A 12,244-nucleotide genomic window follows, 5' to 3' on the forward strand; every position below is an offset into this window, starting at 1 on the left:
TCATCGTTTTATTACACATGTAATAAAGATTGGTCTCCGATCATTTCTGATACAGTTTCAATTACTTTTTCTGGCGTTGGCAAATACAACTTTTCAAGTGGTGGTGAGAACGGAACAGGTGTATGTGGTGCTGTAATTCGTTTAATAGGTGCATCTAACAAATCAAAACCTTTATCCGCTACAATTGCCGCAATATCTGTTGCAATACTACATCTAGGATTCGCTTCGTCAATGACGATAAGACGATTTGTTTTTTCAACAGATGATAAAATAGTATCTTCATCAAGTGGTGATAAAGATCGTGGATCAATTACTTCTACTTCAAGCCCCTTTTTCGATAATTGCTTTGCAGCTGCAAGCGCTGTATGAACTTGCTTTCCGATTGCGACAATTGTTACATCAGAACCTTCCCGTTTAATATCTGCTTTTCCTAATGGAATTGTATAGTATCCTTCTGGCACTTCACTTTTCATATTGTAAAGTGTTTTATCCTCAAAGAAGATTACTGGATCATCATCTTCAATTGCCGCTAATAATAAGCCTTTTGCATCATACGGTGTGGAAGGAACAACAACTTTAATACCTGGTATGCTCGTAAATAATGCGTACAAACTTTGTGAATGTTGAGCTGCTGCACTAAAACCAGCGCCATGCATCGTACGTACTGTAACGGGTACTTTCGCTTTACCACCGAACATATAGCGGAATTTTGCACCTTGGTTTAATACTTGATCAAGACAACTGCCGATGAAATCATTAAACATTAATTCAGCAATCGGACGTAATCCTGTTGCCGCAGCTGCCATCGCCGCTCCCATATAACCCGCTTCAGAAATTGGTGTATCTAAAATACGATTTCGTCCAAATTCTTGTACAAGTCCTTTTGTAACACCGAGTACACCGCCCCATGCTTCATCATCTTGCAGGTGATCAACTTGTGCACCACCTGCAACGTCTTCACCTATTAAAATTACATTTTCATCACGACGCATTGAGATTTTCATCGCTTCATTAATTGCAGTTGACATACTTACTGTTCTAGTCATAATTTTTCACCCTCCTCTTATTTGTAAGAAACGTATACATCTTTTAATAATTCTTCATCCTCTGGGTATGGACTATTTTCACTAAATTCAATGGATCTTTGTACTGCATCATCTACTGCTTTTTCCATATCAACAAGTTCAGATTCTGTTAATAAACCTTCATGAATTAAATGCTTACGGAAATTCACAATTGCATCTTTTTCGTTTAAATGTTCTTCTTTTTCTTCTGATGTTTTATATGTTTGCGCTTCACCTTCGAAATGACCATAATTACGATATGTCATACATTCAATAATTGTTGGACCATCACCATTACGCGCACGTTCAACTGCTTCTGCAGCAGCTTTATATACAGCTAGAAGATCTTTTCCATCTACTTGAACACCTGGAATATTATAAGCTTTTGCGCGATCAGCGATAGAATCACAACTTGAAGCATATTCAAATGTAGTTGCTTCACCGTAACCGTTATTTTCTGCAATAAAAATAACTGGTAACTTCCAAATCGCCGCTAAATTAACCCCTTCATGGAATGTTCCTTCATTATTTGCTCCGTCACCGAAGAAGCAAACACTTACATCTTTTGTTCCTTTATATTTAGCTGTTAATGCTGAACCGCAAGCAAGTGGGAAACCCCCGCCTACAATGCCATTCGCACCAAGCATTCCTTTATCTAAATCGGCAATATGCATGGAACCGCCTTTACCTTTACATAATCCTGTCGCTTTCCCGAAAAGTTCAGCCATCATACCATTTAAATCACAACCTTTTGCGATACAATGTCCATGACCTCTATGTGTACTTGTAATACTGTCACTATCCGTTAAGTGGGCACATACACCAACTGCTACCGCTTCTTCACCTGCGTATAAATGAACGAAACCTGGCAAAACGCCTTGCGCGAACAATTCATGCACCTTATCTTCAAACTTACGAATTTCTAACATTTTTTCGTACATCCAATGAGCTTGTTCTTTCGTAATTTCATTCCCTTTACTTTCAGTTGTTTTTAACATGTCCAGCCCTCCTATTTTCTTGTTCGTCTTTTATATTGCAAGTATTGTGCCAATTTCGAATCCTTGTTTTAATAGGTTTTCTCTATCTTTTAACAATAAAAAAGTGGACAAAATGAGACGTTTGTCTCGTTTTGTCCACCTTTGTTCCCTTAATAAGAGAATTGTTACTTTATTCATTATCAAAGCTCTTCTGTAATTTTCGGATGTAAATAATTTGACCAATATGATATGCATTATGAGTTGTTACATTCGCTAGCACTTCCCACCACTTTGCAGAAACAGGAAATCCCACTACATCACTTTCAACCTTTTCTTCATTTATGAGATTTTGCCATTGTAACAGTTTTTCTAGTAGTTTTTCCCGTAATTCATCGAAAGTTTGATTATCTGAGAGCATAAAACTTTTGTTATTATCTCCTATAGCGGGTACTGCATTCACATTTGATTCTTTATACCTAGTTTGCCACGTAGAGTTCCAATACAGTAAATGTTGTACGATTTCAGCTATACTATTACTCTCTTCATTCGGTTTCCAGAAAGCTTCCCTCTCAGACAAACCCTTAACTGCATCTGAAAATGGCATATACCAACTGGGATCATTTGCATTTGCTAATAACTGATCCGCTAATACAGCTTTTACATGGACCATTTTTCTTCCCTCATTTCATTATCATATTAATATACACTACTCTATATACGCTGATTCCCTATAATCCCCTTTTTTTACATACAAATTGATTTCATACTAAATGTAAGAATAATAGATTTTCTTATCATAACTCGTTATGATAAAAGAAAAAGAAAGCTGGCGAAAAATGAATAAAAAAATCGCAATAATTACTGGAGCCTCAAGTGGATTTGGACTATTAACTACACTCGAACTCGCAAAAAAAGATTATTTAGTTATTGCTACAATGCGGAACCTTGAAAAACAAGTGAACTTACTATCTCAAGCTACTCAACTCAACTTACAACAAAACATAAAAATTCAACAATTAGATGTAACCGATCAAAACTCTATACATAACTTCCAATTATTTTTAAAAGAAATACAAAAAGTTGACCTACTTGTTAATAATGCAGGATATGCAAATGGCGGCTTTGTAGAAGAAATTCCAGTAGAGGAATACCGTAAACAATTTGAAACGAACCTATTTGGAGCTATATCAATTACCCAGCTTGTCTTACCGTATATGAGAAAACAAAGAAGTGGAAAAATCATTAATATAAGCAGCATTAGCGGCCAAGTTGGATTTCCTGGTTTATCTCCTTATGTATCTTCAAAATATGCATTAGAAGGCTGGAGTGAATCGCTTCGCTTAGAAGTAAAACCTTTCGGAATAGATGTCGCTTTAATTGAACCTGGTTCTTACAACACAAATATATGGGAGGTTGGTAAACAACTAGCTGAAAACCAATCTGATACAACATCTCCTTACAAAGAATATATGGATAAAATACAAAAACATATTAATAGCGGTAGTGATACATTTGGTAATCCGATAGATGTTGCTAATAAAATCGTTGAAATTGCTGAAACAAAGCGTACTACTTTACGATATCCTATTGGAAAAGGTGTAAAATTTATGATCTTTACGAAGAAGATTCTTCCTTGGAGATTGTGGGAACACCTTGTTTTGAGAAGCTTTAAGAAGATGTAATAAACTTTTTGAAAACTATTTTGAAAGAGGTGCTAATTAAATGTTAGGTTTACCGTATGGGAAAGTGTTTTTAGTGCCGTGGACTGAAGAATGGGAAATTGAGTTTATGAAAGAGAAACAAATCATTGAGGAACAAATTGGCGAACATATTTTAGCGATACACCATATTGGTAGTACTTCTATTCCATATTTAAGTGCAAAGCCAATTATTGATATAGCAATAGAACTAAAAGATAATGCAGTTGGCATACAATGTATCGCAAAGTTGGAACTACTAAATTATAAATACAGAAAAGATGTATTGCCTGAAAGATACTATTTTAATAAAGGAGAGCCACGAACTCATCAAATTCATATGTATGAACAAGGAAATAAATATTTAATAGAACAATTACAATTTCGAGATTACTTAATAGACAATAAAACATCTCGTATACAGTATGAACAATTAAAAATTCAACTTTCACAAGCTAATCCTACTGATAAACATAAGTATGCGGAGGACAAAACAAATTTCATTACATTCATACTAGCTAAAATAAATGATTGAATGAAAAAGACAGAATTTCATACACAGAATAAGAAACCGTTTATTCCTAAGTAAATGGTTTCTTATTCGTTAGTTATCTTATTATTTATACTATCAATTTTTTTATTATACAGCAGGTGGAAAGAAGTAAAATAGTATCGAAGTCATAAAAATAAACGTGAATACCCCAATTACCGAAAATATATATTCTTTCGACTCTCTATCATACTTCCATTCCATCAATGCTCTTAAGATTAACTTCCCACCTAAATAAGTAAAAATGACATAAGCAATATTAACACTTTCGAATTTAAAGATAAACATAAAGCTAGTTATTAAATAAATAAAAAGTAGTCCTATTTCCAATTTTTTATGTAAACTATTTACATGTTTCTTATATCCCCAAAAACCACCCTTGGGCATATTCAATTTTTTTCTTAAAAACTTATCGAGAAAATAGACAGCTATACAAAAAACAATAGTTATAATCCAAAAAGTAGAAGCTCCTATTTTCACCCATCCTATTATTTCATTTAATTACTTGAAATAAATTGGACTATATTACGGTTATCCCCTTCTAAATAACTTATGATTCCTTCAGGATATGTCGGCTTCTCCTGTAATTCCTCTAGACTTTTCCAAATTAATATAATATCCTCATGCTCTTTATGCCTTATTTCATTTGTAATGATTTTTTCAACAGTCCCCCAATATATCAATGTACAATGATGACCTTTTTCGTTGTCCCACTCAAAAATGTGTTCATTTACAATTGCTAACTCTTGAACATGAACTTTCAAATCGTATTCTTCTATTAACTCTCGAATTATTGCTTCTTTTGACGTTTCACCAAATTCAATAGAGCCACCTGGAAAACGATAAAATGATTCGTTTTCATCACATTGTACTAGTACTTTTGAATGTTCGTCGTTTACAATCATTACTTCAGCCCGTAAATGTGGTCTTATCATTTTCTCACCCTTTATTTGTATGACCATCCATCACCAATACGTATTATAGAATACATTCAAAATAATACCTGTAATTATTAATAACGGAACAATTCCAAACGAAATAATATATTCTTTTGCTTTCCTATCATATTTCCACTGCATATATCCTTGAAAAATGTACAACGTCATAAAAAAGAAAATTGGTATATAAGTCATGTATATTGGATTCCAAATTGAACCTATCATCATAAGTACTACATAAGAAATAATGATGATCCATTGTCCCCATTTATGTGATTGACTGACATATTTACTATTCCATCCTGTTTGTCTCGGTATATTTAACTTCTTCCTCACGATTTTTTCTAAAAAAATTAAAATTATAATCCATAACAATAAGACAATTAGTTTCAAAAGAAACAGAAAGGCCTCCTCCTTTACCTTTTCTCCGGCTGATCACTCGGATACGTAGCATTATCTTTATTTTCAACATCCCAACTAATAATGGTCGCACTATCTCGTCCGAATTGATGATGAACATGTTCTAAAACATTGTGAACATTTTCTTTAAGTTTAATATTATTTCTATTCATATTATTATACAGATTTAATGGCGTTTCATATCGGCGTTCCCCGCATTCTAATACCCCATCTGTCACCATTACAATTCGGTTCTTTCCAGTACGTAATTCACGAATACCTGATGAATAGCAAGGAACAGGTAAATCAAATGTGTTTACATTTCCAATCCATTCGTAAAAATGACGTTGATTTAATGCATATTGCCCTAACTTATGTAACTCTTCATGAAATACATACACTAAACAATCACCAATAGAAAGCCACCATATATAATTTTCTTTTCTTACACATAGTAAGCAAGCTGTTTCACCTTTAATTCTTTGGCATTTTTCTTTAAATGAAGAGGATTGAAAAATTGAAAGTATATGATTTTCAACAGATCGAAATACTGTATCAATTGGTTCATTCAAAATTATTCTTATATTTTCATATTCTTTTTCGATTGTATTTACTACTAAATCAACACTTTCCGCACTATTATGTCCATCTAAAATAGCTGTAAACTCCCAATCATCATTCGACCAAACTAACGCACCATCTTCATTCTTTTTCGCTCCAGCACTTATATTCCCGCCATATTTACCAAGTACAATATCACCATATTGCTTAACTGAAATTTCTCCTAAACACATTTCTATATTTCCAACCCATGAATATTGTGTATTATTTGTTGTATGCATACTCATTTACCATATACTTACGTATTCTTTCGCATAGTTTTTTTATTTTCTCTTCATCACCATATGGTGCACCAGTCCATTTCGCTACTTCGGTTGGTGACCAAAATTCTTTTGGTGTATTGGGATAACGTGGAATAATGTGCATATGCATATGTGGTACACCATTTCCTGAAACAAAAGTGTAAATATGCTCTGCACCTTCGCTTTCTTTTAGCGCTTTACTTACTCTACTTGTTATAAGTCCTAACGCTTTCGCTTCTTCATCTGTTAGTTCAGCAAGGCCAGGTACATGTCTTTTTATATCTATCATTACATAACCTAGGTATGTTTCTTCACTATCCCAGTAGACATGTCCAACGTAAACGAGTTCATCTTCGTAAATAGCTCCACCTGGAACTATAATATTTCCTTTATGTTTTTCGCAAATGAAGCAGTTTTGTTCTACTTGATTGTTTGTTGACATATCCATCACCATCCTTTTCATATATAATATCACAAAAAAAGGAAAAATAAGTTCCTTATTCCGAATTTTCATTCTCTTTATACAGCAATTTTTGAAATGAATTTACACCTCATTATTTCTTCAAAAACGCAATCCCAATTATAATTCCGATTACTAAATTATTTGTAAAGTGCCCTTGAAATACACCGATTACAACCCCTATACCGACACCTATTGCCAAAGCATCATTTCTTTTTTTATTTTTAGCCAAAATTGCATCTCCTCCCATCATTTCTCCCTAAACAACATGCATTCACTTAAATGTATTAATATACGCACTATCTCGCTTGAATCTTTTCAAAAAAAGCACTTTAACTTCATATATAATATTTTCCATTTTCTGTACATACTCCTTTTATAATGAAAAAATTTCAAGTAACCATTAAATATATATAGGCATTTACTATAAGAAAGATCCGTAATTTATTGAAGGAGGAACGATTCAAATGCATCCTCATTGGAATCCAAATATAAATCAACAGTATGTTTATTCCCCCCATCCTGTAAGGAATACATTGCATCATGATTCACAATATATGATGCCGCGCATCGCTAGCCTTGAAAGTCAGTTAGCTAAATTAATCTCATTAATCGAAGAAAATAATCAATTAATTAAATCCATGGAACAACAGCAAAACCAAGTTTGTGCACCAGCTGGAGGTTCTGTTATCGTTCGTATGTAAACTGGATGCAATAAAAAACACACTTTGTAGTATAAAAGTGTGTTTTTTGGTCATTATTTTCTTTTCGTATGGAACCCTTGTGTAATTCGGTCTAATATAATTGCGATTACTACGATAGCTAATCCAGCTTCAAATCCCATTCCGATATTAACTTGTGTTACCGAGCGATATACATCAACTCCAAGCCCAGGAGCTCCTACAAGTGACGCTGTTACAACCATTGATAACGAAAGCATAATGCTTTGGTTCACACCAGCCATAATCGTTCCGGTTGCAAGTGGTAATTGTACTTTAAATAGTTTTTGTGATGCTGTGGATCCAAATGCATTCGCTGCTTCAATTAAATCTTCTGGAACTTGTCTAATTCCTAAGTCAGTAAAACGAATTGTAGGTGGCATTGCAAAGATTACCGATGCAATAATTCCAGGTACTACACCAACTCCGAAAAATGTAATCGCTGGAATGAGGTATACGAATGCCGGCATTGTTTGCATAAAATCTAATGTTGGTTTTAAAAATTTTGAAAAACGTTCATTTTGAGATGCTAATATTCCAATTGGAATTCCGACAATAATTGAAATAATAACAGACGTAAGTACGAGTGCTAATGTTTGCATCGTTTGTGCCCAGTAGTTAATATTTAAAATAAACAATAAGCCGATTAGTGTAAAAATAATTAATGATACTTTTCTCGTTGTGTACCAAATGAGGAAACAAAGGATAATAATCATCAATATGGCCGGTATTATTGTTAAAAAATTAGTGAGTAAATCAACGAATCCGCCGATAATATAAGAGAAACCTCGGAATATGCCTTCAAGGTGCTCATATAAACTTGCAACAAATGAGTCGACCCATTCTCCTAAAGGAATACGTGGTATATTATTCATCGTCTTTCACCTCTTCCTCAATGTTTCCTGCAAGAGCTTGAATGACACTTTCACGTTTAATAATTCCTCTTAGCCTTTTCTTCTCATCGATTACTGGTAACGGATATTTCATCTCCGCCATTTTTGCATATGTCTCTTCCAGTAAAGTATCTAAATACACATGCGGAATATCATTAAGTAATAAATCAGCAATCGGCCATTGTTTTTGAACTGCTTTACTCGCATCATCCGCGGTTAATATACCTAAAAACTCATACTTTTTATTGACAACATATACAGTTGAAACACCTGCATTCCTCATAATTTGAAGGGCTACACGTGGTCCACGATCAATTAATAAAGTTTCTGGTCGTTTTAATATAGATTCCGCTGTAATTACTTTTCCTAAATTCACATCCGCAACAAACTTTTCTACGAATTCATTAGCGGGGCTCATCATAATTTCTTCTGGCGTTCCAATTTGGACAATTTCTCCATCTTTCATTAATGCGATACGATCCCCAATTCGAAGCGCTTCATCTAAATCATGTGTAATAAATATAATCGTTTTTTCCATTTTATCTTGTAACTCTAACAATTCATCTTGCATTTCTTTTCGAATAAGTGGATCTAATGCACTGAATGACTCGTCCATTAGTAATACATCTGGATTATTCGTTAGTGCTCTTGCGATTCCAACGCGCTGCTGCATACCACCACTAAGTTGACTTGGATAATTATCTTTATGATGATCGAGTCCTACTAACTGTAGCGATTCTAACGCTTTTTTCTCTCGCTCTTCTACCGAAACCCCTTGTATTTCTAAACCATATGCAACATTTTGTATAACCGTACGATGCGGAAATAGAGCGAACTTCTGAAATACCATACTCATTTTCGTTCTTCTTACTCTCCGTAACTCTTCTTTTCCCATCGTTGCGATGTCTTCACCATCTATGTATATATGACCTGCAGTTGGTTTAATCAATTGATTTAACATACGAACTAGCGTAGATTTCCCGCTACCAGACAAACCCATAATAACGAAAATTTCTCCAGAGTATACCTCAAACGTTGCTTTTTTTACACCAACGTTCATTCCTGTCTCTTTTAAAATTTCCGATTTGCTTTTCCCCTCTTTTAATAAAGAAAGGGCTCTTTGCGGATGTTTCCCGAATACTTTTGTTACGTTTTCAACACGCACCTTTGTATTATCCATGTCACTACTCCTTTTCTACCCATCTATTCACATAGTGTTGCGATTTTGCAAAGAAATATTACATAAAAATGACATTCATAAGATTTCTTTAAAATTCTCGTTTCCGTTCATAATAAGAATGCTTACTTATACATTTATTTTATAAGGCAAACACTACTTAGGAGGTTTTCGATGCGAAAGAAAATTTGGTTTATATGCCTTGCATTATTTATTACTATGATTTTCACTTCATGTAATGCAACAAATGCAAATTCGAAAGGAAAAATTAAACTTGGTGTAACAAGTTGGAAAGAAAATATTGCAACTGCAAACATGTGGAAAGTTTTATTAGAAGAAAAAGGCTACAAAGTTGAGCTCATGTATTTAGAAAAAGCCGCAATTTGGACTGGTGTCGCTCGTGGTGATGTTGATGCGAATTTAGAAGTATGGCTACCCGTTACGGATAAGCCGCTAAACGATCGTTATAAAGATGATATTGTCTTAAAATCAAAATGGTACGAAGGTACTGGACTTGGTCTAGTCGTACCTTCCTATGTGAAAAATATTAACAGTATTGAAGACTTAAATGCTCATAAAGATGAATTAGATAATAAAATTGTCGGTATCGAACCTGGTAGTAGTCTTATGAATTTAACGAATAAAGCAATGAAAGAATATGATATAAAACTAAAACTTGTCCAATCCTCAGAAGCTGCGATGATGAGTGAATTAAAGAAAGCATATACGAAAAAGAAACCAATCGCTGTTACGCTTTGGAATCCGCATTGGGGTTTTTCAGAATTTGACTTAAAATATTTAAAAGACCCTAAGAAAGTATATGGTGAAAAAGATGACATTTATTACTCCGTTCGTAAAGGTTTCGAAAAAGATCACCCAGATGTTATAAAATACTTTGATAAATGGAAAATGACCGATGAACAACTTGGTACGTTAATGGTCATGTTAAATAAAACAAAAGATCCTGAAGAAGCTGCGCGAAAATGGATTAAAAAAAATCAAGCATTAGTTGATGAATGGGTAAAAGATTAATAAAAAGGCTAGAGAATTAACATATCCTCTAGCCTTTTTCATCTTATTTTTTCGTAACAACATCATCTACAATTCCATATTCCTTAGCTTCTTCTGCGGTCATAAAATAATCTCTTTCTGTATCATGCGCTACTCTTTCAATCGGTTGGCCTGTTTTTTCTGCAATCATTTTATTAATATCATGCTTTAACTTTAATATCCTTTTTGCTGTTATTTCAATTTCTGTTGCTTGCCCCTGTGCACCACCAAGCGGCTGATGAATCATAATTTCACTGTTAGGGAGCGCAAACCGTTTTCCTTTTGCTCCTGATAATAATAACAATGCACCAAATGATGCCGCAAAACCCATGCATAGCGTTTGTACATCTGGTTTAATTAAATTCATCGTATCTAATATTGCAAAACCTGCTGTCGTTGAACCTCCTGGGCTATTGATATATAAATATATATCTTTTTCTGCATCTTCTGCTTCTAAAAATAATAGTTGAGCTACGACACTACTCGCTACTTGATCATTAATTTCTGAACCGATAATAATAATGCGGTCTTTTAATAGCCTTGAATATATATCATAGGAACGTTCTCCTAATTTTGTTTGTTCTACTACATATGGAATTGCATTCATTTTAAATCCCCCCAATACTTGTTATGCAACGCAAAGCATACAACTGTAGGAAGAAGGTTCTTTTACACTAAATAATAAGACTGGCTGTTTAGATGGTAACTTAGTAAAATCTATTGTCGGAAGAAGTTTCGTTAACAATTCCGGTCTTTCCTCACGAATAGACGTTACAACAACTTCAATATCCTCTGTGAATTCGACTATCTCGATCCCTTCTTCACTTACAGTTTTCAGCCTATTTCTACTCCGAAATAAAGAAGCTTTCACTGCACCTTCTGATACAGAACACAATTTAGCAATATCAGCGATACTATATTGAAAAACATCTTTTAATAATAAAATTGCGGATTGCTGTACATTTAATGAAGACAATACTTTCCCTACCATTTCATGCAAATCTGCAATGTTCTCATGTGGTTCTTCAACAGTGATTTGTTCTCTTATTTTTTCATGAACAGACTTAGACTTCATCTGATCTAACCAACGATTTCTAGCTATTTTATAGACGAGTGTCATACAAATATCTTTATTTCTATATTTTTGAAGCACTTTACACACCGTTTCTTGGGCGAGATCTTCCCCATCCCATTTGTTTTTCGTTAAAAAAGTACAGTATCTTTTTAGCTCTCCATATTGTTCAATTAAAAAATTTATATTTGAATGATTCATATCGATATGATTCTTTAAAACATGAGTTACTTTTGTGCACAAAATAACCACTCCTTTTCAGCGCTTACTTAATAAACGATTCTACATTTAAAAAAGTTACGGGGGTATAAAAAAATAATGTTTATGTTCAAGAATTCGCGGTCATAAATATGTTATGTACAATTTTACGTGAGGAGGAACAAAT

18 protein-coding genes are annotated in these 12,244 nt (G+C 33.8%); 4 read left to right on the plus strand and 14 right to left on the minus strand.

Annotated features, from left to right (window positions below; genetic code table 11):
* Window positions 1-11: 11 nt before the first annotated feature.
* The 4 genes from acoB to ACLBXA_RS05900 are packed head-to-tail and all read right to left on the minus strand — an operon-like array spanning window position 12 to window position 2,711.
* Entirely contained in the window at window positions 12-1,046 is a 1,035-nt protein-coding gene (acoB, locus tag ACLBXA_RS05885; RefSeq protein WP_447617140.1) for an acetoin:2,6-dichlorophenolindophenol oxidoreductase subunit beta, read from the minus strand.
* A 17-nt stretch (window positions 1,047-1,063) separates the two neighbouring features.
* Entirely contained in the window at window positions 1,064-2,062 is a 999-nt protein-coding gene (gene acoA, locus ACLBXA_RS05890) for an acetoin:2,6-dichlorophenolindophenol oxidoreductase subunit alpha (protein WP_000921263.1), read from the minus strand.
* Window positions 2,063-2,092: 30 nt separating this feature from the next.
* Window positions 2,093-2,239, minus strand: a complete 147-nt coding sequence (locus ACLBXA_RS05895; RefSeq protein ID WP_001045415.1) for a hypothetical protein — start codon at window positions 2,237-2,239, stop codon at window positions 2,093-2,095.
* The gene (locus tag ACLBXA_RS05900) at window positions 2,232-2,711 is read right to left on the minus strand and encodes a DinB family protein (protein ID WP_071713672.1); all 480 of its coding nucleotides are present in this window, start codon (window positions 2,709-2,711) and stop codon (window positions 2,232-2,234) included. The genes ACLBXA_RS05895 and ACLBXA_RS05900 overlap by 8 nt, the downstream gene beginning before the upstream one ends.
* Window positions 2,712-2,877: 166 nt before the next feature.
* Here ACLBXA_RS05900 and ACLBXA_RS05905 point away from each other — a divergent pair, with 166 nt between their 5' ends.
* Window positions 2,878-3,723: an oxidoreductase gene (locus tag ACLBXA_RS05905; protein WP_025989043.1), complete on the plus strand. Its 846-nt coding sequence runs from the start codon at window positions 2,878-2,880 to the stop codon at window positions 3,721-3,723.
* 40 nt (window positions 3,724-3,763) lie between these two features.
* Window positions 3,764-4,273 (plus strand): GrpB family protein, encoded by a 510-nt coding sequence (locus ACLBXA_RS05910; protein ID WP_000901210.1) that lies wholly within the window; start codon window positions 3,764-3,766, stop codon window positions 4,271-4,273.
* Between the two features lie 105 nt (window positions 4,274-4,378).
* Here ACLBXA_RS05910 and ACLBXA_RS05915 read toward each other — a convergent pair whose 3' ends face one another.
* From ACLBXA_RS05915 to ACLBXA_RS05940, 6 genes are all read right to left on the minus strand, one after another.
* Window positions 4,379-4,762: a DUF4181 domain-containing protein gene (locus ACLBXA_RS05915; protein WP_041488163.1), complete on the minus strand. Its 384-nt coding sequence runs from the start codon at window positions 4,760-4,762 to the stop codon at window positions 4,379-4,381.
* A 23-nt stretch (window positions 4,763-4,785) separates the two neighbouring features.
* Window positions 4,786-5,223 carry an NUDIX domain-containing protein gene (locus ACLBXA_RS05920; RefSeq protein WP_000620904.1) on the minus strand — a complete coding sequence of 146 codons (438 nt, stop codon included), beginning with the start codon at window positions 5,221-5,223 and terminating at the stop codon, window positions 4,786-4,788.
* 30 nt (window positions 5,224-5,253) lie between these two features.
* Entirely contained in the window at window positions 5,254-5,619 is a 366-nt protein-coding gene (locus ACLBXA_RS05925; RefSeq protein WP_447617141.1) for a DUF4181 domain-containing protein, read from the minus strand.
* Window positions 5,620-5,642: 23 nt separating this feature from the next.
* Complete coding sequence (locus ACLBXA_RS05930) at window positions 5,643-6,473, minus strand: PP2C family serine/threonine-protein phosphatase (protein WP_057187472.1); 831 nt, start codon at window positions 6,471-6,473, stop codon at window positions 5,643-5,645.
* A complete protein-coding gene (locus ACLBXA_RS05935) occupies window positions 6,451-6,951 on the minus strand; it encodes an HIT family protein (RefSeq protein WP_057187477.1) in 501 nt (166 codons plus the stop codon). Before ACLBXA_RS05935 ends, ACLBXA_RS05930 begins: the two co-directional genes overlap by 23 nt.
* A 91-nt stretch (window positions 6,952-7,042) precedes the next feature.
* On the minus strand, window positions 7,043-7,198 hold the full coding sequence (locus ACLBXA_RS05940; protein WP_065212635.1) for a septum formation initiator: 156 nt from the start codon (window positions 7,196-7,198) through the stop codon (window positions 7,043-7,045).
* Window positions 7,199-7,415: 217 nt separating this feature from the next.
* Between ACLBXA_RS05940 and ACLBXA_RS05945 the strand changes: the two genes are divergently transcribed.
* A complete protein-coding gene (locus ACLBXA_RS05945; protein WP_000553346.1) occupies window positions 7,416-7,652 on the plus strand; it encodes a hypothetical protein in 237 nt (78 codons plus the stop codon).
* Between the two features lie 53 nt (window positions 7,653-7,705).
* Here the strand turns inward: ACLBXA_RS05945 and ACLBXA_RS05950 are convergent, their stop codons facing one another.
* The gene (locus ACLBXA_RS05950; RefSeq protein ID WP_001059837.1) at window positions 7,706-8,542 is read right to left on the minus strand and encodes an ABC transporter permease; all 837 of its coding nucleotides are present in this window, start codon (window positions 8,540-8,542) and stop codon (window positions 7,706-7,708) included.
* The gene (locus tag ACLBXA_RS05955; protein WP_000370608.1) at window positions 8,535-9,740 is read right to left on the minus strand and encodes a quaternary amine ABC transporter ATP-binding protein; all 1,206 of its coding nucleotides are present in this window, start codon (window positions 9,738-9,740) and stop codon (window positions 8,535-8,537) included. The genes ACLBXA_RS05950 and ACLBXA_RS05955 overlap by 8 nt, the downstream gene beginning before the upstream one ends.
* 171 nt (window positions 9,741-9,911) lie before the next feature.
* Between ACLBXA_RS05955 and ACLBXA_RS05960 the strand changes: the two genes are divergently transcribed.
* Window positions 9,912-10,769: a glycine betaine ABC transporter substrate-binding protein gene (locus tag ACLBXA_RS05960; RefSeq protein WP_001227626.1), complete on the plus strand. Its 858-nt coding sequence runs from the start codon at window positions 9,912-9,914 to the stop codon at window positions 10,767-10,769.
* A gap of 43 nt (window positions 10,770-10,812) precedes the next feature.
* Here ACLBXA_RS05960 and clpP read toward each other — a convergent pair whose 3' ends face one another.
* Both clpP and ACLBXA_RS05970 read right to left on the minus strand, forming a co-directional pair.
* Window positions 10,813-11,394: an ATP-dependent Clp endopeptidase proteolytic subunit ClpP gene (gene clpP / locus ACLBXA_RS05965; protein ID WP_000991620.1), complete on the minus strand. Its 582-nt coding sequence runs from the start codon at window positions 11,392-11,394 to the stop codon at window positions 10,813-10,815.
* A 21-nt stretch (window positions 11,395-11,415) separates the two neighbouring features.
* Entirely contained in the window at window positions 11,416-12,102 is a 687-nt protein-coding gene (locus tag ACLBXA_RS05970) for an RNA polymerase subunit sigma-70 (RefSeq protein WP_000337517.1), read from the minus strand.
* Window positions 12,103-12,244: the final 142 nt, after the last annotated feature.

The sequence above is a fragment of the Bacillus sp. D48C genome (genome assembly GCF_053345735.1).